We start from the raw sequence: 23,338 nt of genomic DNA, 5'->3' as shown, positions 1-23,338 counted from the left end.
CGCGCGACCGTGGCGGGGGGCCCGGCGGTCTCGCGTCGTCCCGGAAGTCCCACGAGGAAAGGAAGCCCATGCTCGACGTTCGCTCAGTGGCGTTGCTGGCGGGTGTGTCTCTTCTCGGTTCGGCGTGTGGAAGCGCCGAGCCCGAGCTGCTCTCGGAGGAGCAGGTGCAGGACGTGTCCTTCGAGGAGTTCCTGGCGACGGCGTACGACGAGCCCGACTCGGACGTGTACGTCGTCAACGGCGACGAGGCCGTCCAGGGCCTCGCCGGGCTGCGCGAGTACTTCCAGAAGCGCGTGGGTGGAGGAGGGGCGCCGGGCACGAGCGAGGGCGCGCTGACCGCGCAGTGCTCGGGTGGGGTGTACAACAAGTGGTCGGCGAGCGCGGCTCGCGGCCTCACCTACTGCGTCAGCAACACCTTCGGTGCCAACAAGTCGCGGGTCATCACCGCCATGGCCACCGCGACGGCCGCGTGGGAGGCCGCGGCCAACGTCAACTACACCTACCTGAGCCAGTATGACGGCGACTGCACGGCGGCTCAGGCTGGCGTCGTGTTCGATGTGCGGCCCACGACCAACACGTCCTATCTCGCGCGCGCTTTCTTCCCGAACGCGACCCGCTCCGGCCGCAACATCCTCATCAGCACCAGCGCTCTCGGCACCATCGCGCCGTACACGCTGGCGGGACTGCTGCGGCACGAGCTGGGACACACGCTCGGCTTCGTGCACGAGTACGTCCGCGTCAGCACCTCGGGCTGCTACGACTCCAGCACCGGCGCGTGCCCGCTGACCGCCTATGACCCTGCTTCGGTGATGCACTACCCGCAGTGCGGAGGCACCAATACGGGGGACTTCTCCCTCTCCATGCTCGACCAGCAGGGGGCTCGAGCCTACTACCCGTAGGCGCGCCTGCTCTCACCGGCGCGTGCTGCCCACCACCCGGGCGTGCCGCGCCGGCTTCACCACGTAGGTGCCCGTCTCCGGCTCCACCGAGGTGACGGGGACGAGCCGGCTCTCCTCGAAGTGGGTGTACGCCGGCTGGAGGCTGCGCCAGAACGCCAAGCGCGGGTCCGTGGCCGGGCGGCCTCTCTCCAGCGCCTTCAGACCTTCCGCGTCGAGCCGGCGCGGGAAGATGTGGATGGGGACGTCCCGCTTCGTCTTCGCGCGGGTGTCCAGCACCATCACGTACAGCTCCTGGATGGGCTCGTTCTCGATGGCGATGCAGCCAATGCTCACGCAGTCACCGTGGACGAAGATGTTCCCTCCCGGGTCCGCGGCCGTCTTGTGCTTCTTGTCCGCCGCGTTCGGATAGCTGACCCGCATGGACAGGTGGTAGTCGCTCCAGGGGTTGAACAGGTCGATGGTGTAGAAGCCCTCGGGTACCTGCAGGTCGCCCCGCTGGCGCTTCGGCCCCAGCTCTCCCGACGCGGCGCAGAAGGGATACGTCTTCACCTTCACCAGGGGGCCCGCCTTCGCGCCCGCCCACACCTCCAGCTCGCGCTCGTGCTTGAAGGCGCGCACGTACATCCGCTCCGGCGGCCACGCCACCCCGGCGGACTTGAACAGCGCGGCGATGACGGGCGTCTTGCTCTTCCTCGCGGCGGCGACCCGAGGGGGCTCCGCATGGGCGGAGAGCGCGAAGAGCATCAGCAGGCAGGCGGCGGCGTTCCTCATGCCGCCTGGGACACCCCGGCTCCCCCATCCGTTCCCCGCGTCAGCGCGCATACCGCTCCCTCCTCAGGGGCCTCCAGCGGTAGGCGCACTCGGTGAGGTGCAGCACCGAGTCCAGCCGCGAGCCCGGGGCCAGCGGCCCTTCGTCGAAGTATTCGCAGTAGAGCTGCACGGGGGTGACGAAGCGCGCGTTCCACGGCTCGCGGTCGATGGTGAGCACGTAGACGTACCCCTCCGCCACGCCGAGCGCGTCGTAGCACTCCACCAGGGGCTCGTGCAGTTCCTCCAGCCCGCGCCACACGCTGCCCGCCGGAGGCCGCGTGCTCGGCCGCGTGTCGAAGACGCCCACCAGCCGGCCGCCTGGAAATCCGGGCTCCGGGTCCACCGTGGTGGTGAGCAAGTCTCCTTCGCGGGCCATCACCATGTGCGCCTCGCCGAACTCGTGGAACTTGAACTCCTTCAGCGCGTTGCCCACGCGGCGCATCACCGGGTCGTTCGTCTCGCTGCGCACGAAGTAGCCGCCCCGCCGCCAGTCGCCGTTCGCGTTCCGGTAGCGCACCGCCGCGCGGTAGCTCACCTGGTAGAAGCACACGCCCAACAGCGGAATCATCCCCTGGGGCCGCATGTCCCGCAGGGACGACATCAGCACCTGCACCCACGCGCTGCCGTGGAATACCTCCGGCTCCAGCGGCGCGGGCAGCAGGCGGGCCAGGCGCTTCGGCTCCACCGCGTAGTTGAGGGAGACCGCCTCCACCCAGTGCGTCTGCACCTGGGTGAGCCAGGGCACCGACGGGCACTCCTCCATGCCCGGCGTGGTGGGGCTCGGGTCATGCGCCCCTTCGATGGCCGCGTGCACCGCGCGCAGGGCCTCATGGCCCGCCGGGCTCAGGGACCACAGGCGCCCCTCCACGCGAACCAGCCCCGCGCGGGCGAGGCCCCGTAGCACCGCGCCCGCGTCCGTCACCCCGGCGTCCGTCAGCCGCTGGCGGAGCGACGCCTCGGACTCGCCGAGCGGCTCCGCGGCCAGCGCCACCAGCGCCGCGAGCGACTCCGGGCTCATACCAGCCGCGCCCCGGTGTTCCCGGCGGCCAGCCTGCGCATGCGGGCGCGGTGGAGGACGAGCCCGCCGCTGAACTGCGTGGCGAACCACAGCCCCGCCAGCACGAGGAACGCATGGTCCGGAAAGCGCGTCATGACCAGCGCCGCCACCGTGAAGACCCCGGCCAGGACGAACCAGACGCGGCCCATCAGCGCCCCCATCATGGAGAACGCCGTGGCGAACAGGACGCAGGCCACCGCCGGCATGAAGAGCCGGTCCAGCCCCAGGAGCCAGTTGAGGAACGCCACCACCACCATGCCGCCGATGAAGGTGGTCCAGATGGCCCAGATCTGCCGCTCGACGAAGGAGCGCGTCCCGGCCGTCTGCCCGCTCTTGAGGACGAAGATGCTGATGATGTTGAAGGTGAGCGCGCCGCCCCAGAGGAAGACATAGGGGCCCGGAGCGCGGTGGCCCAGGCTCCAGAGCCAGTGGGTGGCCGCGAAGCCCGCGGCGTTGACGAAGCCATGGAGCATCCAGATGACGCCCCAGTTCTGCAGGGCGGTGTCGTCACGCGCCTGGGTGACGACCCTTCGGATGAGCTCCAGCGCCTGGTTCGCTTCTTCGCGGTTCATCGTGCGGCGCAGTCTACGTCAGCGCGGGGCGTCCCGCTGGCCCCCCCCGTCTATGGGAGGGAGTCCAGCCCGGCGAAGAGGCGGTCCACGTCCCCGGCGGTGTTGTAGTGCAGCAGCGAGGCGCGCACCGCGCCGTCGGGCATGAGGCCCAGCGCCTGCATGGTCATCGTCGCGTAGTAGTGGCCGGCGGCGACGCCCACGTCCCGGGCCGCCAGGTGCTCCGCCACCGCGCGCGGCGTGACGCCCCGCACGTTGAAGCAGAAGGTGGCCACCCGCCCCCGGGGCTCGCGCGGGCCGTACAGCGACACGCGAGGGTGGGAGAGCAGCCGCTCCAGCGTGGACTCCAGCAGCGGGCGCTCCAGCGCCTCGATGCGGCGGAAGGCCGCTTCCAAACCGGCGCGCCCCGGCTGCCCTCCGCCCAGCACCTGCCGCACGTAGTGCAGCGAGCCCAGCCACCCGGCGAGCCCCTCGTGGTTGGCGGTGCCCGGCTCGAACTTCTGCGGGCTGTCGTCCGGGACGAACCACAGCTTGTCCGCGGGCAGCCCTGGCAAGAGCTCCCGGCGCACGTACAGGCAGCCCAGGTGCGGCCCGAAGACCTTGTACTGGGAGAACGTCACGAAGTCCGCGCCCCACGCCTTCACGTCCGGCAGGTGGTGCGGGCTGGCGTGCACCGCGTCCACGATGAGCCACGCCCCCACCGCGTGCGCCAGCTCCGCCGCGGCGGCCACGTCCGGCGTGGTGCCCACCGAGTTGGCCGCCGCCGTCAGCGCCACCAGCCGCGTGCGCGGGGTGAGCAGCGCCCGCAAGTCCGCCGGGTCCAGCCGCCCCTCGGGCCAGTGCGCGCGCCACGTCTTCACGACGACGCCCTGCGCCTCCAGCATCCGCCACGGCGTCGCGTTGGACTCGTGCTCCAGCTCGGAGATGACCACCTCGTCCCCCGCGCGGAACAGGCGCGAGAAGGCCCGCCCGAGCTGGAAGGTGAGGGAGGTGGCGCTCGTGCCCAGCATCACCTCCTCCGGCTCGCAGTGGAGGAACTCCGCGGTGGCCGCCCGCGCCCGCGCCTTCAGCTCCGTGGCCGCCACCGACGCCGCGTAGGGCTGCCCCACGTTGCAGCTCCCACTGGAGAGGAACCGCGAGATGGCGTCGATGGTGTCCGTGGGCACCTGGGCTCCGGCGGCATTGTCCAGGTAGCTGAAGCCGGAACGCAGGGCGGGGAAGTGCTCGGCGAAGGGGGATGGGGTCATGGCGTGTGGGGCGCATCGTACGGCCCGTGTGGAGTGGCCGCGGGAGGGGGGACGGAGTCTCCAAAAAGCGGGCGCGAATTTCGAATCACGAATTTCGAAGGACGCGCGACCTGACCTTGAGACAGGCATGGAAGTCTCGGTCAGTTTGAATACAAAGCATTTTAAGAATTCCCTCCCATCTTCTCATAAACAGAAAAATCTTGTATCATTGAACCGTCTTCCCCCCCCCACAGCACGTCGTCCCCCATCTGAGTCAGGAGCGAGGATGTCTCACCTGAAGAAGTGGCAGCGGTTGTTTGCGGCAGCGGCAGTCGTCCTGAGCGGGCCGGCCCTGGCGGGGGAGAAGGACGACCCCAACGGCCGCAGGCGGGCGATGGACGAGTGGTACAACGAGTCCTACGGGAAGAATTACGGCAAGTCGAAGAAGGGCGGGCCGTGGTCGGCGGAGTTCCGCAAGCACATGAACGCGGCCGCGGCGAAGGAGCGCGAGACGTACGGCTCGCTGCTGCCGGGCACGAGCACCTCCATCACCGCCTCGGGTGATCCGACGGCCTCGCTGGCGGCCACCGGCACGACGTGGGTGAACATCGGCCCCACGAAGGCCAACTACGCGCAGAACGGCAGCTACACGCTGAACAAGACGGACACGGGTCGCGTGCGCGACATCGTCATCGACCCGGTCAACCCGTCCATCATCTATGTCGCCTTCTCCGGCGGCGGCGTGTGGAAGACCACCGACGGCGGCGCCACCTGGACTCCGCGCTCCGAGACGCTGGGCAGCCTGTCCACCGGCTCGCTGGCGATGGACCCCAACAACAACAACACGCTGTACCTGGGCCTGGGCGACCCGTTCGACGGCACGGGCATCGGCCTGGTGAAGTCCATCGACGGTGGCAACACCTGGTTCAACCCGGTGTACCTCGGCAGCGCCACGGAGATTCCGGACCTCATCGTCGCGCCGGGCAACAGCAACATCGTGCTGGCCACCACCAACGCGGGCCTGTTCCGCTCGGTGGACGCGGGCGCGACCTGGACCGCCATCTCGCTGAACACCGGCTTCGCTGGTGCCCCGTACGGCTGGTCCATCGAATGGGCCGGTGGCACGAGGTTCGTCGCCGCCATCGACGCGGACCCCGCGGCGGCCAGCGGCACCTACCAGGGGCAGATCTGGGTCTCCAACGACAACGGCGCCACCTGGACGCGCGGCACGGGCGTCACCATCAGTGGCGGCATCGAGCGCATCACCGTCGCCGCGGCGCCCTCCAACCGCAACACGCTGTACGCGCTGGCGGCCAACCCCAGCGGCGGCATGGCGGACATCTTCAAGTCCACCAACGGCGGCACCAGCTGGACGGCGCTGGGCGCGGCCGGCAAGCGCTACAAGAATGGCAACGCCGAGGGCCGCACCGTCGGCACCCTCTTCAACGGCCAGGGCTGGTACGACCACATGCTGATCGTCCACCCGACCGACCCGAACCAGGTCTACATCGGCGGCGCGCTGCACATGGCGAAGTCGACGGACGGCGGCGGCACCTGGTCGCAGGTCTCCAACTGGCTGGGCCAGTTCAGCCTGCCGTACGTGCACGCGGACTTCCACGCGGCGGCCTTCGACGCGTCCGGCAAGCTCTACGTCGGCAATGACGGCGGCATCTTCGTCACCAGCGACGGTGGCGCCACCTTCAGCGACGCGCTCAACGTGGGCATCGCCTCACACCTCATCTACGACATCGGCATGTCCGGGGCCAACCGCAGCGCCATCATCGCGGGCCTGCAGGACAACGGCACCCGCGTGCGCGTGGGCGACACCGGCGTCTACAACCAGGAGATTGGTGGCGACGGCTTCGACTGCGAAATCCACCCCACCAACGCCAACCTGATGCTGGGCTCGCTGTACTACGCGCGCATCCAGCGCAGCACCGACGGCGGCCTCAATTGGGTGTCCGCCTGCACCGGCATCACCGAGTGCAACAACAGCAGCTCCGCGCCGTTCACCACCCGCCTGGCCCTGGGCGCGGCGGACGCCACGGGCAACACCGTCTACACGCACACCAACGCCAAGGTGTACAAGTCCACGAACTTCGGCAGCTCGTGGACGGCGCTGGGCGTGAGCGGCATTGCCACGGGCGCCGTCATCCGCAACGTGGGCGCGGCGAAGTCCAACGCCAGCGTCGTCGGTGTGGTGGCCAGCGGCGGCCGCGTGTTCCTCACCAACAACGGCGGCACGTCCTGGACCACCGCCGCGGCGCTGCCGAACAACGGCCTGAGCCTGAGCGACATCACCTTCGACCCCACCAACGCCAACACGATGTATGTGGGCTCGGTGGCGGCGGACGGGACGAAGAACCACCTGTGGAAGTCCACGGACTTCGGCGCCAGCTGGACGGTCATCGAGAACGGCCTGCCCGCCGGCGTGCCGGTGAACACCGTCACGGTGGACCCGGGCAGCAACACCACGCTGTACGCCGCCACCCACCTGGGCGTGTACCGCTCCACCGACGCGGGCGCCTCGTGGACCCGCTTCGGCGCCGGCATGCCGCTGGTCAACGTGACGGACGTCCAGATTCTGCCGGACTCCAGCCTGGTGCGCGCCGCGACGTTCGGCCGCTCCGTCTGGGAGCTGCGGCCGTAGTCATCGCGTCGTCTTCCTGAGGCACCGCGGGGCCCGGACATCGCTCTTCGCGCGTCCGGGCCCCGTCTTTTTTCCGGAAGGGACTACGTCGTCTCGCGGGGCTTCGTGGGGGCGAGCTGCTGCACCCGCTGCAGCAGGTCCTTCAGGGCGAAGGGCTTCTTGAGGAGGCCAATGGAGTCGAACTCTGGCGGCTTCACCGACGGGTCGATGGCGCTCATGATGAGCAGCGGCAGCTTGCCGTGCTCCGGGTGGCGGCGGATGGCCTTGATGGTCTCGTAGCCGTTCATCACCGGCATCATGATGTCCACGATGGCCAGGTCCGGGCGGGTGCCGTCCAGGCTGCGGAGCGCCTCGCGGCCGTTGGCGCAGATGACGACGTTGTAGCCCTCGTCCTCCAGGATGGACTTCACGGCCTCCGCGATGTCGAGTTCGTCGTCGACGACCATGACGGTCTTCATGACCGCCTCCGGCGCAGCAGGCCCCTCTTGGGCTTCTTCTTCCCGGACGGCGCGCCCATGGGCGGCTTGACGTTGTCCGTCGCCTCGCCGCGCAGCCGGGCCTGGCCGGTGAGGACGGCCTCCGCGCTCTGGAAGGTGTCGGCGACGATGATGCCGTCGTCGGAGATGGCGAACTCGCGGATGCCGCTGTCGTACTGGCTCTCGCGCATCTTCATGATGGAGATGAGCCGGTAGAGCTGCGAGCGCAGCTCCAGGTAGCGCAGGAAGATGATGTTCTCCACGTACGCCGCGGCCTCGGGCTGCGGCGTCTCCACGCCCGCGGAGAACAGCGCCGTCTCGTCGGAGTAGAGCGTGGTGACGTCCAGCATGCGCAGCTGGTGGGACAGGGCGGAGAAGAAGCGCGGCATGCGGTCCGGGTAGACGGCCGCGGACCGGAAGCCCGCCACGCTGTCGACGAACACCCGCAGCCGCTTCACCTTGCGCTCGTGGATGCGCTCCAGCAGCCGCTCCGCCAGCGAGTCCATGTTGTGCTCCAGCGGCGGCTGCCACTGGATTTCGATGAGCCCCTTGTCCACGTACTTCTTCAAGTCCCCCATGCCCACGCCGGCCGCCTTCTCCAGCAGCCGGGGCGGAGTCTCATAGAAGCCGAAGTAGACGCCCGGCTGTCCCTCGCGGGCCCCCTGCAGGAGGAAGTGCAGCCCCAGCAGCGTCTTGCCCGTGCCGGGTGCGCCCAACAGCAGGGTGGTGGAGCCGGACAAAAGCCCGCCGCGCAGCGACTCGTCCAGGCGGGGGATGCCGAAGGGCATCCGGATTCGGTCCTCCCGGCTGGACTCCTGGGGGTTGGAGAACTGCACCTCCGTGCGCGGGTGGATGACGATGCCCCGCTCGGAGATTTCCATCTCGTGCTTGCCCAGCAGCGAGTCGCTGCCCCGGAACTTGAGCGCCACCAGCTCGCGTACGGCACGGGGCCCGGACAGCCACAGCGACAGCTCGAAGATGCCGTCCACCGCGGTGGTCTCCGGGTGGACTTCCCCCTCGTGGTGCGGGGACAGCAGCAGGGTGGTGCAGCCGATGATGGAGACGAACGTCTGCAGCTCCTGGAGGAAGCGCTTGTAGGACAGGTCCGTGCGGGCGAACTCCCTCGCCGCGTCCATTCCGTCCATGATGAGCAGCGTGGCCTCGTGCTGGCGCGCCGCCCGGCGGACCAGCTCCAGCAGGCCCTTGAGTCCCTCCGACTCCAGCTCCCGGTAGCCGCTGATGTAGTGCAGCTTCTCGGGGATGACCTTGGAGTCGAAGAACGTCATCTCCTCCAGGTTCGTCAGCATGCGGGCGTGGGACTCGGTGAGCAGCGTCACGTAGAGCACCTTCCCGCCGTGCTTGACGTGGTAGAAGGCAATCTGGTGCGCCAGCACCGTCTTGCCCGAGCCGGGCGGTCCCAGCACCGCGTACGAAGCGCCCTTCAGCAGGCCGCCCTTGGTGATGAAGTCCAACCGTGGGACGCCGGTCTCCAGCCGCTCCTGGCCTGCCCTGCGGTCCTTACGGTCTTCGCCCTCTTCCGACGACACAAATGTCCTCTCTTTCCTCAGTACCGTTCCGTCCGGTGCCGGGGGAGCAGCACCTGGAATGTCGAGCCCCGTCCCGGCTGGCTGTCCACGGTGATGGTGCCCCCATGGGCCGTGACGATTTCCCTCGCGATGTAGAGCCCCAGCCCCAGCCCGTCCGCGCTCCCCGTACCCGCCGCCCGCTCGAAGCGGTTGAAGATGCGGGCCTGGTCCCCGGGCGCGATGCCGATGCCCTCGTCCTTCACGATGAGCGCCACCGTGTCCTCGCGTTCCTCCACGCGGATGGACACGGGCTTGCGGTCTCCGTACTTGAAGGCGTTGGTGAGCAGGTTGCTCACGACCTGCTCCAGCCGCAGCCGGTCCCCGAAGAGGATGACCGGTTCCGAGGGCAACTCCAGCCGCGGCTCCACTTCCGCGGCCCGGGCCTGGACCGCCAGCCGCTGGGCCACCTCCCGCACCGTCTCCACCAGGTCCAGCGCCGCCACGTCCAGCTTCAGCCGCTGGGTGCCCACGCGCGACACGTCCAGCAGCGTGTCCAGCAGTTGCTGCAGGCGCACGAGCTGCCGGATGGCGGGCGCGGTGCTCGCCTCCACGGTGCCCCGGGAGATGGTCTCCGCCGGGGTGCGCGAGAGATGGTGCTGCACGCGCTCCAGGTGGAGCCGCAGCGCGGTGATGGGCGTCTTCAGCTCGTGGGCGGCGATGGAGAGAAACTCGTCGCGCACCCGGACGGCGGCCTGGGCGCGGACCTGCAGCCGCAGGAGTGCCTCCACGTTGGCGAGCAGCTCCTCGTCCCCGATGGGCGTCGTCCAGTAGGCATCCGCGCCCTGGGCAAGCCCCCGGACGCGGTCCTCCCGGCTGACGGCCTTCGAGGAGAGGTGGGCGATGAGCAGGTCCCGCGTCTCCTCCCGCGCGCGCAGGCGCCGGCACACCTCGTACCCGTCGATGTCCGGCATGCGCACGTCCAGGAGCACCATGTCCGGCCGCCCCGCCGCCAGCCGGAGCGCCTCCGTCCCCGACGTGGCCTCCACCACGTGGTAACCCCCCCGCTTCAGCGTGAGGGCGGTGAGGTACAGCACCGAGGGCGTGTCGTTGACGACCAGGATGGTGGCCTTCGGGCGCGCCTCTTCGGTTGTGGTGCCAGGTTCACTCACTGAAGTTCCCAGGGACCAAGAGTGTGGCCGGCCCGCGACGGGCGGAATCCCTCTTCAGCATGCCGGTTGCAAAAAAGCTGCGGTGTTCTGAACATCCCGGCCCCCCTTCATGCTTCGGTTGGGACTCAAAATACCCGGCCCCCATCCGTGGCTTTTCGAATAAAGGCGGGCCCTGGTCGTCCATCATCACGAACAGGACAGCGGGCCCAGACAGAGCCCCGAGGACACCCCATGAACCGCATCTCTTCCGCGCTGGTCGCCGCCCTTCTCTTCGCCGGCAGCGCGCATGCCCAGGAGCGCCGCAACCGCGTGGAGCGCGCGCAGGACCGTCAGGAGCTGCGCCAGGACCGGCGCGAGATGAGGGACGACCGGCGCGATGTGGAGGAACTGCGCGGCGTGCTCGGCCGCTTCGACAGCGCCTGGAGCCGCCGCAGCGAGCGCGAGATGTCCGCGGTGGAGGCCACGCTGCGCAAGCTGCTGCGGGCCGAGCTGGCGGAGAGCCGGGCGGAGCTGGACGCGGACCGGGCCGAGGCGCGGCGCAGCTACCGCGAGGTGCGCGGCTCCGAGTGGGAGGCCCGGGACGACAACCGCTGGAGCCGGCGCAACGCGGATGACCGGAGGGATTTGCGCGACGACCGGCGTGACGCGCGGGATGACCGCCAGGACGTGAGGGCGGAGGAGGCGGCGCTGCGCACGCGCCGGGCCATTGCCCGCGAGCTGGCGGCCATCGAGGGCATGCGGCACGGCGGGGCGCTGCACCGCAAGCGCGAGCTCATCGTGGAGCTCATCCGCGTGGGCGAGAAGGAGGTGCGTGGCAACCACGAGGAGATGCGCGAGGACCGCCGCGAGCAGCGCGAGGACCGCCGCGAGACGCGGGAGGACCGCCGCGACCCGTGGGGCTCCCGCCGCCACACGGCGGATGGCTGGCGCCGCGGGTAGTAACGCAGCCCGTCGGAGGCTGACATTCGTCCGGGGAAGGCGCGAATCTTCCTTCCTCCAGAGTCGGACGCGGTGTTGGATGCCCGCGCATGGGCATCTGGTCGAAGAAGAGCATCGCCCAGCTTCAGGGCGATGAAGGCGCCGGGCACGAGCTGCGACGCACGCTCACCGGCTTCCAACTGACGTTGCTGGGCATCGGCGCCATCATCGGCGCCGGCATCTTCGTGGTGACGGGGACGGCGGCGGCCCAGCACTCCGGGCCGGCCATCATCCTGGCCTTCGTGCTGGCGGGGCTGGGCTGTCTCTTCGCGGGGCTGTGCTACGCCGAGTTCGCCGCGATGATTCCGGTGGCCGGCAGCGCGTACACGTACGGCTACGCCACGCTGGGTGAGCTCATCGCCTGGATCATCGGGTGGGACCTCATCCTCGAGTACCTCTTCGCCGCCTCCACGGTGGCGGTGGGCTGGTCCGGCTACTTCACCGCCTTCCTCCGGGACTACCTCCACATCCAGCTCCCCCGGGAGCTCGTCACCGCGCCCTTCGAGGTGGCGGCGGGTTCGCACATCCCCCATGCCACCGGCGCCATCATGAACCTGCCGGCGGTGTTGCTGGTGGGGTTGATGACGGTGCTGCTGTTCGTCGGCGTGCACGAGTCGGCGCGGGTCAACAACATCATCGTCGCCGTGAAGGTGACGGTGGTGCTGCTCGTCATCGGCTTCGGCGCGTTCTACGTGGTGCCCTCGAACTGGACGCCCTTCATCCCGGAGAACACGGGCACCTTCGGCCACTTCGGGTGGAGCGGGGTGCTGTCGGGCGCGGGCGTCATCTTCTTCGCCTTCATCGGCTTCGACGCGGTGTCCACCGCGGCGCAGGAGACGCGCAACCCGCAGAAGGATCTACCCACGGGCATCCTCGGCTCGCTGGCCGTCTGCACGCTGCTGTACGTGCTGATGGCGGCGGTGATGACGGGCCTGGCGCACTACACCACGCTCAACGTGCCCGAGCCCGTGTACGTGGCCATCTCCAACGCGGGGGCGTCGCTCAACTGGCTGCGGCCCATCGTCAGCCTGGGGGCCGTCGCCGGCCTGGCCTCGGTGGTGCTCGTCATGTTGATGGCCCAGCCGCGCATCTTCTACGCGATGTCGCGCGACGGGCTGCTGCCCCCGTTCTTCGCGCGCATCCACCCGCGCTTCAAGACGCCCTATGCCTCCACGCTGCTGACGGGCGTGGTGGCCATGGTGGTGGCGGGGCTGTTCCCCATCGGCCTGCTGGGAGAGCTGGTCTCCATCGGCACCCTGTTCGCCTTCGTCGTCGTCTGCGGCGGCGTCCTGGTGCTGCGCTACCGCCAGCCGGAGCTGAACCGGCCCTTCCGCACGCCCTTCGTTCCGGTGGTCCCGGTGCTGGGCATCGTCGTCTGCATGTCCCTCATGATTGGCCTGGGACTGGAGACGTGGCTGCGCCTGTTCATCTGGCTGGGCCTGGGGCTGGCCATCTACTTCGGCTATGGCCGCCGGCACTCGCGCATCGGCCATGGCGAGCGCGCCGCCGTGGGGCCGCCGCCGGCCGACCTGGGCGGGCCGCTGTAGACGCGCGCTGACGCGTCAGGCCGGGTGCAGCACGATGGGCAGGGTGGCGGGGCCGCGGACCACCAGCGTGCGGTGCCACGTCATCGGCTCGGGGCCGCGCTCCAGGCGGCCCACCCGGTCCAGCAGCGCCTCCAGGGCCAGCCGCCCCTCCATGCGCGCCAGCTGCGCGCCCAGGCAGAAGTGGACGCCGTGCCCGAAGGGCAGGTTCTGCGGGCCGGGGCGGTCCATGTCGAAGCGGTCCCCATTGGGGTACTGCGCGTCGTCATGGCAGGCCGAGCCGATGAGCACGAGCAGGCGCGAGCCCGCGGGCAGGCTCACGCCTCCCAGCTGCACGTCCTGGGTGGTGACGCGCGGAGCGGCCTGCGCGGGCGGCTCGTAGCGGAGGATTTCCTCGATGAAGGCGGGGATGCGCGAGCGGTCGGCGCGCAGCCGCGCCAGCAGCTCCGGCTGCTCCAGCAGCACGACGAGGGACGCGCCCAGCATGTGCACCGCGGTCTCGATGCCGCCCACGAGCAGCAGGGAGCAGAAGGCGATGAGCTCGTCCTGGGTGAGGGCCTCGCCCTCCACGCGGGCGCGGACGAGGTCGCTGAGGATGTCCTCTCCGGGCTCCTCGCGGCGGCGATTCAAGAGCCCGCCGAAGTAGCCCCTCAGCTCCCGCACGGCGTCACGCGCCAGCTGCTTGCGGTCCTCCTCCTCCGGACGGACGGTGGTGACGCCGCCGGTGATGAGGTCCGCCCAGCGCTTGAGGCGGCCGTGCATGGAGGACTCCACGCCCAGCAGGTCGCCGATGACGCTGGCGGGGATGCGCAGGGCGTACGGCTGCATGATGTCGAAGGGCTGGTCCAGGGGCAGGGCGGCCACGGCCTCCCGCGCGAAGGCGCGCACGCGCTGCTCCATGCGGGCCATGGCGGGGGCGCCGAAGGCGCGCGAGACGAGCACCCGCAGCCGCCCGTGGTGGGGCGGGTCCATGGCGAGCATCGACTCGGAGAACGGGTTGCCGCCGAGCCAGGGCGGGTTGGTGGCCGCGCCGAAGCCCTTGGAGGAGAAGACCTGCGGGTTCTTCAGCACGTGCATCACGTCGTCGTAGCGCGTCACCGCCCACATCCCACCCGGGTCCACCTGGCACACCGGAGCGTTGCGGCGCAGGTCCGCGTACGCGGGGTACGGATTGGTCTTCAGCTCGGGTGACAGCAGGTTGTAGCGGGCGGTCATCTTGGGCGTCTCGAAGGTGGGGCCAGACAGGTGGAATACGCAGCGAAGCGCATTTCCTGGCCACGCGGTAGAAGTCCCCCGAGGGGCGGAGTCTCCCGCTCCCCTGCCCAGGTGACGCCCATGAAGACCTTCGCCTCCGCCTGCCTCGCCATGCTGCTGCTCCTGCCCGCCCTGGCGCTCGCCGCCGCGCCGAAGAAGGGTGCCAGCCCCGCGCCGTCGAAGCTGGTGCGGGTGGTGCTCCAGACGGAGAAGGGCGACATCGAGCTGGAGCTCGACGAGGCCCGCGCGCCGGTGACGGTGCGCAACTTCCTCACGTACGTGGACGCGGGCCTCTACGACGGCGGCGTGTTCCACCGCACGGTGAAGCCGGACAACCAGCCCCACAGCCCGGTGAAGATTGAAGTCATCCAGGGCGGCATCGCCCCCGCGCGCCAGTCCGAGGACAAGGCGCCCATCCCCCTGGAGCGCACGAGCGTCACCGGCCTGAAGCACCGCGACGGCACCGTGTCCATGGCGCGCGACACGCCGGACACCGCCACCTCCGACTTCTTCATCTGCCTCGGCGACCAGCCCGAGCTCGACTTCGGCGGCAAGCGCAACCCGGATGGCCAGGGCTTCGGCGCCTTCGGCCGGGTGGTGAAGGGCATGGACGTGGTGCGCGCCATCCAGAAGGCGCCCGCGAGCGAGCAGAAGCTCACGCCTCCGGTGAAGATTCTCAAGGCCTCGCGCAAGCCCGCGGCCTCCAAGGAGTGAGGGACGCCCTGGGTTCGCGCCCGTAGGACGGAAGCATGCTCACCGGCCCGCCACTCCACGGCGGGTGAGACGGGGGTTGGCCGCCTGCTCTCGGGGCTTCAGCGGGCCCCGGGCATGTGCATGATGTAGGGAGCGTTGGTTCTGGAAAGGGTCCGCCACCGGACGGGCTGGCAGGCGCTTCACGGCCGGCTGGCCCCACTCATGAGGACACAGCCCATGAAGAACAAGAACTTCCCCGGCAAGCCGTCGACGACGTCGAACTGGCGCCCGAAGTGGCCCAAGAAGCAGGGCAACCCGGTGCCGAAGATGACGCTGGTGGCGGGGAAACGCATCGGCGGGGCGCTGCGGGCGGAGCAGGCGCGTCAGCAGAAGCGCCGCGACAGCCGCTGACACACTTCTTTACACGGGGCGGGTGGCCCGGGAGCACGGCCGGGATTAGAGACGGGCCATGGCTCTTTCAGGACTCCGACTCGAGCGGGCGCGCGCCTCCAGGCAGTTCACGGACGGCCGCTTCCGCAACACGGCGCCCGTCGGCCCCGGCCTCCAGGGCAACCCGCTGCCGCTGCTCGGTGAGTACTTCTTCAACGGCACGCAGCGGACGCCCCCGGCGCCCCTTCCGGTGCTGAGCCCGCTGGAGGCGTGGACGCGCCGGCCGGGCAGTGGCTTCCGCGTGACGTGGCTGGGCCACAGCACGATGCTGCTGGAGCTGGATGGCGCGCGCATCCTGACGGACCCCGTCTGGGGCGAGCGCGCCTCGCCCATGTCCTTCGCCGGGCCGAAGCGCTTCCACCCGGCGCCGGTGCCGCTCGACGCGCTGCCGGAGCTGGACGCGGTGCTGCTGTCGCATGACCACTACGACCACCTGTGCCGCGCCACCGTCGCCGCGCTCGCGAAGCGGCGGGTGCCGTTCGTCACGGCGCTGGGCGTGGGCGCGCACCTGGAGGCGTACGGGGTGGCGCCGGAGCTGATTACCGAGCTGGACTGGTGGGAGGAGACGCGGGTGGGGCCGGTGGGCTTCACGGCCACGCCGTCGCAGCACTTCTCCGGCCGGGGGCTGGGGGACCGCAACGGGACGCTGTGGGCGTCGTGGGTGCTGACCACGGACCGGCGCCGCGTCTTCTTCAGCGGGGACACCGGGCTGACGCCAGAGTTCGAGGAGATTGGCCGCCGGCATGGGCCTTTCGATTTGGTGATGCTGGAGGTGGGCGCGTTCCACCCGAGCTGGGGAGGCATCCACCTGGGCCCGGAGAACGCGCTGAAGGCGCACGCGATGCTCGGTGGCGGCACGCTGATGCCGGTGCACTGGGGCACCTTCAACCTGGCGCTCCATGCCTGGGACGAGCCCGCGGAGACGCTGGTGCGGCTGGCGGAGGAGCAGCGCGTGCGGCTCTTCACGCCGCGCCTGGGCTCCGCCGTGGAGCCCTCTCACGTGGAGGCAGTCACGCCCTGGTGGCGCGAGGTGGGCGCGGTGGAACTGGCGATGCGGCCGGCTGCGGGCGGGTAGGGGACCTCAACCCTGGGAGACGCGCCGCACGCCCTTGCGGAGGAGGAGGCCCGGCACGCCGCGGCGCTGGTCTCCTTCCAGCACCAGGGCCTCGCCCTCCACCGAGACACGGCATGCGAGCCCGCGCTGTAGCGCCTGGCCCCAGGCCGCGAGCGCATCGGGAGGCAGCCCCAGCTCTTCCACCCGCGTCACCTCGGCGCCGTCGCGCTCTCGCCGCGCGAGCCGTACCACCGCTCTCTCCGGGCCATCCGGTGGTGGCTCGGCGGGGAAGTCCTCCGCGCGAAGCTGCGGGGTCTTGCCCGGGAGCGCGTCCCGCAGCTCCGCGAGTTTCGCGAAGGGATTGTTGAACCCGCCCGGCGAGGGCTTTCCGGACGGCGTGCCCGCGGGCTTCGGCTCCGGCGGACCTTTGCGTGTGTGGCGTGCCATTCGCCGTGGGAGTCTGCCAGAGCCCCGGCAAGCGCGCTTCAGTAGGGCGCGAGGCAGGGCCGCACCTCTCAGGGCAGGGCGAGCGTCTGTGCGTTCCTGAAGACGTTCTCCGGGTCGTACTTCTGCTTGATGCGCTGGAGCCGCCCGAGGCGGTCGCCGTAGTAGGCGTGGTGGAAGCGGTCCAGGCGCGTATCCGCATAGCCCTGGTACACGTGCCCGTTGGCATGACGGAGCACCGTCTCTCGCGAAGCATCCACCCACGCGCGCCCATGCTCTCGGAGCGCCTCCGTGGACCGCGAGCCTACGGTCGCGGTGTGGCGAAGCATCATGCGAGCGCCCCGGTGGAGGAAGCTGGAGGACGCATCCGGCCGCGCATACGCGCCGCCCCAGGGAATGAGCTCCAGCTCGCGGAACTGCGCGTAGCGGCGGTCCGCCTCGAACTGCTCCACGCACGCCCGGATGGACTCGGGGCTCAGGGGCGCATCGAAGAAGTTCGACCGGGTGAACTGATAGCCGGTGTGCCGGTAGGGGAGGCTGGGCAGCCACGCCGGTGAGACCTCGTGGTCCAGCAGCCCGACGACGTAGTCCGCCGCCTCCGCCGGAGCGAGGTTCCACAAGCGCAGGTCCTTCGCCAGGGGTCCCAGCCAGCGCGCCAGGGTCTCCCGGTGTCCCGCGACGCGCGCGTCGCTCCCGAGCAGGACGCCGAACAGCTCCACGTGGCACGGAGCCTCCGGATCATCCGGCGCCACGAGGCCCAGCTCCAGGTTGACGTCCGGGTCCGCCTCGGGCGCGTGGTGCTGCCAGAGCGCCATCAGCGCGGCGGCCTCCGTCAGGGGCCAGCGGCCGTTGCAGACCGTGAGCCCCTCCAGGGGGAACGTCCGCAGCGTCAGCTCGGTGACGATGCCCAGGCCGGCGGTGCCGGAGCCTCGCAGCGCCCAGAAGAGGTCCGGCGCCTCGTCCCGGCTCGCGTGGACCTCGCTCCCGTCCGCGAGGACGACCCGCAGCCGCTCGACCTGGTCGCTCGTGAGCCCGTGGCGGCGGCCCAGGAACCCGAAGCCCCCCACGAGCGAGAGTCCTCCCATGCCGACCCGGGGGCACCCGCCCGTGGGCACCACGCGCCCCTCGGTCGCGAGGCTCCGGCTGACATCTCCGGACAGCGCGCCCGGACCCACGACGGCGACGCCGTCACGGCACGTGACGTGATTCAGCTCCGCGAGGTCGACGATGACGGGCGCGCGGGTGGACAGGTCGGCGAAGCAATGTCCTCCGCTGCGCACCGAGAACGGCAGCGCGTGCTCGCGGAGGAACTCCAGCGTTCGCCGCACGTCCGGAGTGCTCCGGCAGCGGACCAGGGCCTGGGGTGGCGCAATCGGCTGGCCCGCGGCGAACTGCTTGTTCGCGAGCACCAGCCGCTCATCGCCCGGGGTGATGACGGTGCCCTGGAGGACTCCGCGAAGCGGGGACCAGTCGACCTCCCGGGCACGCCCGTGGGCTTCCATCGCGGTCATCATCGTCAGGCGCTGTCCTCGTCCAGTCCGTGCAGCTTCGTCTGCAGGCGGTAGAGCTCGGCATAGCGCCCGTTCAGGCGCATCAGCTCCTCGTGGCGGCCCTGCTCGACGATGGCGCCGCGCTCCAGGAAGTAGATGCGGTCCGCGTTGCGGACGCTCGCGAGCCGGTGCGTGATGAGAATCACGGTGCGGTTGCGGGCCATCTGCCGGAGCGACTCGTACACGGCATGCTCGGCCCTGGCGTCCAGCGGCGCCGTCGGCTCATCCCAGATGACGAGCGGCGCGTCCCGGTACAGCCCGCGCGCCACCGCGAGCCGCTGCCACTGTCCGCCGGAGAGGTCCTGGCCGCCCCGGAACTGACGCGACAGGAGCGTCTCCCAGCCTTGCGGAAGGCTCTCGATGACCTCCAGGGCGCGGGCCTGCTCGGCGGCCTGGTGCAGCACGCGCGCATCCGGGTCCACCCGCTGGTGTCTGCCGAGGCGGACATTGTCCCGTGCGCTCCGGGGCCAACGGATGGGGTCCTGCAGCACCATCACCACGCGGTCCGCGAGGCTGTCGGGCGCCATGTCCCGCAGGTCCACGCCATCCCACGTAATCCGCCCCGAGGTCGGCGGGTAGAGCCCGGCAATCAGCTTGGCCAGCGTCGTCTTCCCCGAGCCATTCTCCCCGACGAGCGCGATGCTCTGCCCCGCATCGATGGTCAGCGACACGTCACGCAGCGCGGGGCGGTCCTCCCGGTCCGGGTAGTGGAAGCCCACGCCGTGCAGCTCGATGCGCTGTGGGTTCTCCGGCGCCTTCACTCCGGTGGCGGGCCGGGCGCGCCGCGAGGACTGCTCGATGAACTCGCGGTAGTCGCTGATGTACAGGCCCTTCTCGAACAGCCCATGCGCCATCTGCATGAGCTGGGTGAGGGCCGTGCTCGCGCTCCGCACCGCGATGACCGCCGTGCCGGCGACGGCCAGGTCCAGCCAGTGGGCCCGCAGCATCATCCCGAGCGCGACGAAGGTCGCCACCAGTCCGAGCCCCGAGAGGAGCCGGCCGAACGCCGTTGCCCGCGCCTCGGCGACGCCCATGCGGACCAGGTGGTCCTGGAGCGCCACGGCGGCGCGCCGGTATTCGGAGAGGACGTAGTCCTCGGCCTGGTTGGTGCGAATCTCTGGCGCGGCTTCGCGCTGCGTCGCGAGCTCGGCCATCATGTGGACCTGCCGCGTGAGCGAGATGGTCGTCGCCATGCCGGAGTACTGCAGGCGCGCCGCATGGAGCGCGGCCCAGCCCTCGGGCAGCAGCGCGACGACGAGGATGGGCAGCAGCAGCGGATGCAGCCAGAGCAGCGCGAGCGCCGCGCCGCCCACGGAGAACGCCGCGCGGAAGGCATCGACGAGGCAGGTGGTGGCGCCCTCCAGGTGCATGACGCCCCGGTCCCGGGCCCGGTGGAGCTGGTCGTAGAAGCCCGGGTCATCGAAGGACGACAGCTCCACCTGGAGGCTCACGCGGAAGAGGTCCTCCTCCGCGACGCGGTACACCCGGGGGACGAGGTGGGCCCGCGCGATGGAGGTGGCCGTCTCCATCCCCATTCTCGCGAGCTGCACGCCGCCGAGCAGGAGCAGCGTGGGCAGGGCGGCACGCAGCCGCTCCACATCCGGCCCCCCGGACAGCAGCTGCCCGAGGACGCTCGTCGTCAGCAGCAGCCCCCACGCGGTGGCCGCTCCGGCGAGCACCTGGGCGCCGAAGACCACGAGCGTGGACCGGGGCGCGGCCCGGCGCAGCACGGTGAGCACCGGCTGGATGGACAGCGACATGCGCCGCACGAGCGCCAGCAGCCCATGGCCCGGCGGCGCGGCCCCGTCGATCCGCCAGTACGGCCTCTCGAGTTCGGCCTGGGGGGCGTCCGCGCTCAGGGGATTCCTCCGCCGACCGTCAGAATCGAGGGCAGGTCGTTCTCGGGATGCGCCCGCAGGAGCTGGTAGACGACACCGCCCAGGCCGGGCAGCAGGCCGGGGACGAAGGCATCTCGCGCCATGCCGCACGAGGGCCCGTGCTCCTCGATGCTGGTCAGGACGGTGCCCAGCAGGTGCTCTCGCGTCAGGCCCTCGGGGCCCTCACCGGCGGCAATCGCGCGGTCCAGCACCTCCCACGCACCCAGGTCGCCGTGGCAGGCACAGTGGTTCCAGCCCAGGCCCTGGCGCCACGTTGCCGCGGCGGCCCGGCGCAGCATGAGTCGCGTATGCGGATTCTCCAGCGCCGGGTCGAGGTCGGCGTGAGCCAGGCCGATGCCCACCGAGCCGTGACACCACGCCGCGGCCGTCTTCAGTCCTTCGAGCAGGCGCAAGTCCAGCCAGTTCTGCTCGCCCTCGTCGAAGAGAGCTTCCTCGAACGCGAAGGCCGCCCGCGCCGTCTGCGCATGCCGGGGAGAGCCCGTGGCCCGGGCGAGCCGCGTCAGCGCCCAGCCGATGCCGGTGACGCCGTGAGCGAAGCCGCCGACTCCTTCGGGCCAGCTCTGGTGAACCCAGTAGACCCCATCCCCTTTCTGCTTCGCCAGGTCGCATAGCGTGTCACCCAGCTCGCTGGCCATGCGCAGGTGCCGTGCGTCTCCCGTCTTCCGGGCGAGCGCGAGGAGCGGCCCAATCGCGCCCGCCTTGCCGGAGAGCACGTCGTGGATGTCGTCGGCCGCGGCGGCCTCGGGAATCCCCTCGGCGAGTGCGACGGCGCGCGCCACGCCGTCACCGCGGTCGAGTCCCCACCCGGCGAGGACGAGGCGCGTCCAGAGCTGCGAGCCGAGGCCGATGTAGCCGCCCGGTGCCTGGGGCCTCAGCTTCACGCCCTTGCTCCGCTGGAGGGCGGGCCGGGCCTCGGCCAGGTCCAGCGTGCGCAGCGTGGCGGCGAGCAGGTCCTCCAGTCCGTCCACCGGGTCGGCCCGGCCCGCCGCGGCCTCGCGCAGGTACGCGCCCAGCAGGAGCGCCACGCCGGAGGTGCCGCCATACAGGTCCTGCTCCAGCGGCTGCACGGACCAGCCGGTGGGCCGGAAGATGGGCGCAATCCAGGTGACGGTGCCGTCCTTGCCGCGAATGGAGGTGGAGGCGAGGTCGCTCATGATGCGCGCCACGACGCGCCGGCGGGAGCGCTCGACGCTGTCCACCCGCACCTGCTCGGGTCGGCGCGGCACCTCGTCCGGTCTCCATCCATCGTTGATGTACGCACTGACCAGCGCGGACTGGATGACGTTGCGCTCCAGCTTGAAGTCCGCCGCGCGCCAGTGCTCCAGCGAGGCGTCCACCAGGTTGCGCGGCGCCAGCCATGACGTGCCGCGGGGACCCTCCAGCCGGCCCTCGGAGGCCCGCGTGGTGAAGATGGGGATGTCGCCCACGAGCAGTTCTTCCACCTCGGCCTCGATGACGGCCGGGTCTGAGGGCGCGGTCGACACGTTGACCGCCATCTTCGCCAGCAACTCCTTCGCTCGCTGACGGGGCGGCGCCTCTTTGTGGAGCGAGACGGGATGCCACAGCATGCGGGCCAGCTCCGAGTAGACCTCCGTCGTCCGCGTCACGACGCGGATGCGGCAGGGCTCGAAACGCTCCAGCATGGGCCGCAGCCTTCCCCGGGTGTCCAGCCGCCGCAGCGTCTCCGTCATCTCGCCGAAGCTCGCGAGGACCTCGGGCCAGTACCGCGCCAGGGCGGGCTCCGGGCTGGGGTGATTCTGGGAGACGGGCGCCTCGACCTGGGTGGCGCCGATGCGCGCCTCGTCGGTGCCGGCCTTGACGACGCCGGGCTGCCGCAGCCGTGGCTGCTGGCCGGGGAGCATTCCCACGGCGGAGCTGTCCACGCCGCGCCAGCCCAGGCCCTCGCCACGGCCGGGGAGCAGGCCGATGGAGAGCACGGTGCCGGAGACGAGTCCGGCCGCGCGGTCCAACGCCTCGCCCAGACCCGACGGATTCGGCGGGGGCTTCGGCGTGAAGAGCGTCTCGCAGTCCACGATGACGGGACTGCCCCCATGGGCGATGAGGTTCTCCGCATGCAGGTCGCTGCCGCCCAGCAGCCGCATGATGGCGAGCCAGTGGCCGATGCCCCGGTAGAACGCGAGCAATTCCTCGCCGTCGGAGGCGTAGCGATGCGGGACGAACTCGGCCCAGCCATGCTCTTCGCGCATCACCACCGAGGGGACGCGGAGGGTCAGGGGGCCGTCGTGGTGTCCGGCCAGCTCGGCGACGAAGTCACGCAGGGCCACGTCGATGGCCAGAGAGCGCGGCTTGTAGACCAGCCGTCCGCCGTCACAGTGGAGCAGAGAGACCGTCTGCCCGCCGCAATGACTGTCACCCGCGCCGAAGCCGAGGCTCCTCAGCTCACCCGGTGGGTTGCCACACAGGGCGGCGAGGCTGGCGCGGTCGGCGGCCCAGCGCTCCGCGAAGCGCAGCGAGGCCGTGCAGCGGTTGCGGACAATGGTTTCGACGCGGGGAAGCAGGGTGGGGTAGGGGCCCGCGAGCCCATCCCAGAAGTCACGTCGCGACGAGAGCTCCAGGAACTGGGCCCAGCGCTGCTCCGCGTCCGTGCCGGTGAGACGTCCCGTCACCCGCGCGGCGTTCAGCTCGAGGACGAGCAGCCGGGTGAGCTTCCTGGAGAGGACGGCGTAGAGCGAGTCACGCGTCGCGGTGACGACGGTGTCGCGCTCGCCGGAAGACAACCCAGTAACTCGCTCAAGCCGGGCTGCCAGCTCTTCCACGGCGGGCAAGAGCTGGCAACCCAGCGATGCGTCGAAGTTACTGGCGCCTGTATCAGACGCCGTCATGTATCAGCAGCAGTCGAGGGTCCGGGAGCCCGTGCAGGCCGTGCCACACCGGCCGCTGATGGTGCCGGTCTCACAGATGATGTCCGCCTCCGTGAACTCGCCGCCGATGAACAGCGGGCCCGCGGGGTTGTCCATGCTCGCATCGTTACGCCACTGCTCCACGAGATCCATGCCCTGCGACGTGGTGTCCATGTTGCTCTCCTTGGCTTCAGTTGACGAACGTGCCGTAGGGATGAACAGGGCGGGAC

Annotated in this window: 20 protein-coding genes; 7 read left to right on the top strand and 13 right to left on the bottom strand. The window is 70.6% G+C overall.

Features of this window, described 5'->3' with window-relative positions; all coding sequences use genetic code 11:
- Nucleotides 1-68: 68 nt before the first annotated feature.
- A complete protein-coding gene (locus HG543_RS05510) occupies nucleotides 69-899 on the top strand; it encodes a zinc metalloprotease (RefSeq protein WP_169343612.1) in 831 nt (276 codons plus the stop codon).
- Nucleotides 900-911: 12 nt separating this feature from the next.
- Here the strand turns inward: HG543_RS05510 and HG543_RS05505 are convergent, their stop codons facing one another.
- From HG543_RS05505 to HG543_RS05490, 4 genes are read right to left on the bottom strand one after another with little or no spacing between them, the layout of a single operon-like run.
- Nucleotides 912-1,670 carry a L,D-transpeptidase family protein gene (locus HG543_RS05505; RefSeq protein WP_169343611.1) on the bottom strand — a complete coding sequence of 253 codons (759 nt, stop codon included), beginning with the start codon at nucleotides 1,668-1,670 and terminating at the stop codon, nucleotides 912-914.
- Between the two features lie 40 nt (nucleotides 1,671-1,710).
- A complete protein-coding gene (locus tag HG543_RS05500) occupies nucleotides 1,711-2,727 on the bottom strand; it encodes a DUF2071 domain-containing protein (RefSeq protein WP_169343610.1) in 1,017 nt (338 codons plus the stop codon).
- Nucleotides 2,724-3,338, bottom strand: a complete 615-nt coding sequence (locus HG543_RS05495) for a hypothetical protein (protein ID WP_169343609.1) — start codon at nucleotides 3,336-3,338, stop codon at nucleotides 2,724-2,726. Before HG543_RS05495 ends, HG543_RS05500 begins: the two co-directional genes overlap by 4 nt.
- 50 nt (nucleotides 3,339-3,388) lie before the next feature.
- Nucleotides 3,389-4,582: a cysteine desulfurase-like protein gene (locus HG543_RS05490; RefSeq protein WP_169343608.1), complete on the bottom strand. Its 1,194-nt coding sequence runs from the start codon at nucleotides 4,580-4,582 to the stop codon at nucleotides 3,389-3,391.
- Nucleotides 4,583-4,847: 265 nt separating this feature from the next.
- On the opposite strand from HG543_RS05490, the gene HG543_RS05485 reads away from it, so the two are divergent.
- Nucleotides 4,848-7,211, top strand: a complete 2,364-nt coding sequence (locus HG543_RS05485) for a WD40/YVTN/BNR-like repeat-containing protein (RefSeq protein WP_169343607.1) — start codon at nucleotides 4,848-4,850, stop codon at nucleotides 7,209-7,211.
- Between the two features lie 83 nt (nucleotides 7,212-7,294).
- Here HG543_RS05485 and HG543_RS05480 read toward each other — a convergent pair whose 3' ends face one another.
- From HG543_RS05480 to HG543_RS05470, 3 genes are read right to left on the bottom strand one after another with little or no spacing between them, the layout of a single operon-like run.
- A complete protein-coding gene (locus HG543_RS05480) occupies nucleotides 7,295-7,669 on the bottom strand; it encodes a response regulator transcription factor (RefSeq protein WP_169343606.1) in 375 nt (124 codons plus the stop codon).
- Nucleotides 7,666-9,234: a DUF7125 family protein gene (locus HG543_RS05475; RefSeq protein WP_169343605.1), complete on the bottom strand. Its 1,569-nt coding sequence runs from the start codon at nucleotides 9,232-9,234 to the stop codon at nucleotides 7,666-7,668. Before HG543_RS05475 ends, HG543_RS05480 begins: the two co-directional genes overlap by 4 nt.
- Before the next feature lie 17 nt (nucleotides 9,235-9,251).
- The gene (locus HG543_RS05470; protein ID WP_169343604.1) at nucleotides 9,252-10,382 is read right to left on the bottom strand and encodes an ATP-binding protein; all 1,131 of its coding nucleotides are present in this window, start codon (nucleotides 10,380-10,382) and stop codon (nucleotides 9,252-9,254) included.
- A gap of 231 nt (nucleotides 10,383-10,613) precedes the next feature.
- On the opposite strand from HG543_RS05470, the gene HG543_RS05465 reads away from it, so the two are divergent.
- Together HG543_RS05465 and HG543_RS05460 are read left to right on the top strand one after the other, a co-directional pair.
- On the top strand, nucleotides 10,614-11,321 hold the full coding sequence (locus HG543_RS05465; protein WP_211193745.1) for a hypothetical protein: 708 nt from the start codon (nucleotides 10,614-10,616) through the stop codon (nucleotides 11,319-11,321).
- Nucleotides 11,322-11,410: 89 nt separating this feature from the next.
- Nucleotides 11,411-12,907 carry an amino acid permease gene (locus tag HG543_RS05460; RefSeq protein ID WP_169343603.1) on the top strand — a complete coding sequence of 499 codons (1,497 nt, stop codon included), beginning with the start codon at nucleotides 11,411-11,413 and terminating at the stop codon, nucleotides 12,905-12,907.
- A 15-nt stretch (nucleotides 12,908-12,922) separates the two neighbouring features.
- On the opposite strand, the gene HG543_RS05455 is transcribed toward HG543_RS05460, so the two are convergent.
- On the bottom strand, nucleotides 12,923-14,119 hold the full coding sequence (locus tag HG543_RS05455; RefSeq protein ID WP_169343602.1) for a cytochrome P450: 1,197 nt from the start codon (nucleotides 14,117-14,119) through the stop codon (nucleotides 12,923-12,925).
- 120 nt (nucleotides 14,120-14,239) lie between these two features.
- Between HG543_RS05455 and HG543_RS05450 the strand changes: the two genes are divergently transcribed.
- From HG543_RS05450 to HG543_RS05440, 3 genes are all read left to right on the top strand, one after another.
- Nucleotides 14,240-14,872 (top strand): peptidylprolyl isomerase, encoded by a 633-nt coding sequence (locus HG543_RS05450; protein ID WP_169343601.1) that lies wholly within the window; start codon nucleotides 14,240-14,242, stop codon nucleotides 14,870-14,872.
- A 216-nt stretch (nucleotides 14,873-15,088) separates the two neighbouring features.
- Nucleotides 15,089-15,262: a hypothetical protein gene (locus HG543_RS05445; protein WP_169343600.1), complete on the top strand. Its 174-nt coding sequence runs from the start codon at nucleotides 15,089-15,091 to the stop codon at nucleotides 15,260-15,262.
- Between the two features lie 58 nt (nucleotides 15,263-15,320).
- Nucleotides 15,321-16,376 carry an MBL fold metallo-hydrolase gene (locus HG543_RS05440; protein ID WP_169343599.1) on the top strand — a complete coding sequence of 352 codons (1,056 nt, stop codon included), beginning with the start codon at nucleotides 15,321-15,323 and terminating at the stop codon, nucleotides 16,374-16,376.
- A gap of 6 nt (nucleotides 16,377-16,382) precedes the next feature.
- Here the strand turns inward: HG543_RS05440 and HG543_RS05435 are convergent, their stop codons facing one another.
- The 5 genes from HG543_RS05435 to HG543_RS05415 form a co-directional block, all read right to left on the bottom strand.
- Nucleotides 16,383-16,802 carry an SUI1 family translation initiation factor gene (locus HG543_RS05435; RefSeq protein ID WP_169343598.1) on the bottom strand — a complete coding sequence of 140 codons (420 nt, stop codon included), beginning with the start codon at nucleotides 16,800-16,802 and terminating at the stop codon, nucleotides 16,383-16,385.
- Nucleotides 16,803-16,870: 68 nt separating this feature from the next.
- Entirely contained in the window at nucleotides 16,871-18,313 is a 1,443-nt protein-coding gene (locus HG543_RS05430; RefSeq protein ID WP_246356778.1) for an FAD-binding oxidoreductase, read from the bottom strand.
- 2 nt (nucleotides 18,314-18,315) lie between these two features.
- The gene (locus HG543_RS05425; protein ID WP_169343597.1) at nucleotides 18,316-20,109 is read right to left on the bottom strand and encodes an ABC transporter ATP-binding protein; all 1,794 of its coding nucleotides are present in this window, start codon (nucleotides 20,107-20,109) and stop codon (nucleotides 18,316-18,318) included.
- 95 nt (nucleotides 20,110-20,204) lie between these two features.
- Nucleotides 20,205-23,090 (bottom strand): type 2 lanthipeptide synthetase LanM family protein, encoded by a 2,886-nt coding sequence (locus HG543_RS05420; RefSeq protein WP_169343596.1) that lies wholly within the window; start codon nucleotides 23,088-23,090, stop codon nucleotides 20,205-20,207.
- 3 nt (nucleotides 23,091-23,093) lie between these two features.
- A complete protein-coding gene (locus HG543_RS05415) occupies nucleotides 23,094-23,282 on the bottom strand; it encodes a DUF6229 family protein (RefSeq protein WP_169343595.1) in 189 nt (62 codons plus the stop codon).
- Nucleotides 23,283-23,338 lie beyond the last annotated feature (56 nt).

The sequence above is a fragment of the Pyxidicoccus fallax genome, assembly GCF_012933655.1.
Lineage (GTDB): Bacteria > Myxococcota > Myxococcia > Myxococcales > Myxococcaceae > Myxococcus > Myxococcus fallax.
The sequence above is the reverse complement of the archived record's forward strand: the minus strand, read 5'-3'. Positions and strand labels throughout refer to the sequence as shown.

Coding starts and splice junctions, on each gene's coding strand:
- HG543_RS05440 (WP_169343599.1), top strand. CDS start 15,321: ATGGCTCTTTCAGGACTCCGACTCGAGCGGGCGCGCGCCTCCAGGCAG.
- HG543_RS05505 (WP_169343611.1), bottom strand. CDS start 1,670: ATGAGGAACGCCGCCGCCTGCCTGCTGATGCTCTTCGCGCTCTCCGCC.
- HG543_RS05445 (WP_169343600.1), top strand. CDS start 15,089: ATGAAGAACAAGAACTTCCCCGGCAAGCCGTCGACGACGTCGAACTGG.
- HG543_RS05420 (WP_169343596.1), bottom strand. CDS start 23,090: ATGACGGCGTCTGATACAGGCGCCAGTAACTTCGACGCATCGCTGGGT.
- HG543_RS05425 (WP_169343597.1), bottom strand. CDS start 20,109: ATGTCGCTGTCCATCCAGCCGGTGCTCACCGTGCTGCGCCGGGCCGCG.
- HG543_RS05490 (WP_169343608.1), bottom strand. CDS start 4,582: ATGACCCCATCCCCCTTCGCCGAGCACTTCCCCGCCCTGCGTTCCGGC.
- HG543_RS05435 (WP_169343598.1), bottom strand. CDS start 16,802: ATGGCACGCCACACACGCAAAGGTCCGCCGGAGCCGAAGCCCGCGGGC.
- HG543_RS05480 (WP_169343606.1), bottom strand. CDS start 7,669: ATGAAGACCGTCATGGTCGTCGACGACGAACTCGACATCGCGGAGGCC.
- HG543_RS05450 (WP_169343601.1), top strand. CDS start 14,240: ATGAAGACCTTCGCCTCCGCCTGCCTCGCCATGCTGCTGCTCCTGCCC.
- HG543_RS05485 (WP_169343607.1), top strand. CDS start 4,848: ATGTCTCACCTGAAGAAGTGGCAGCGGTTGTTTGCGGCAGCGGCAGTC.
- HG543_RS05510 (WP_169343612.1), top strand. CDS start 69: ATGCTCGACGTTCGCTCAGTGGCGTTGCTGGCGGGTGTGTCTCTTCTC.
- HG543_RS05455 (WP_169343602.1), bottom strand. CDS start 14,119: ATGACCGCCCGCTACAACCTGCTGTCACCCGAGCTGAAGACCAATCCG.
- HG543_RS05500 (WP_169343610.1), bottom strand. CDS start 2,727: ATGAGCCCGGAGTCGCTCGCGGCGCTGGTGGCGCTGGCCGCGGAGCCG.
- HG543_RS05415 (WP_169343595.1), bottom strand. CDS start 23,282: ATGGACACCACGTCGCAGGGCATGGATCTCGTGGAGCAGTGGCGTAAC.
- HG543_RS05430 (WP_246356778.1), bottom strand. CDS start 18,313: ATGATGACCGCGATGGAAGCCCACGGGCGTGCCCGGGAGGTCGACTGG.
- HG543_RS05460 (WP_169343603.1), top strand. CDS start 11,411: ATGGGCATCTGGTCGAAGAAGAGCATCGCCCAGCTTCAGGGCGATGAA.
- HG543_RS05465 (WP_211193745.1), top strand. CDS start 10,614: ATGAACCGCATCTCTTCCGCGCTGGTCGCCGCCCTTCTCTTCGCCGGC.
- HG543_RS05495 (WP_169343609.1), bottom strand. CDS start 3,338: ATGAACCGCGAAGAAGCGAACCAGGCGCTGGAGCTCATCCGAAGGGTC.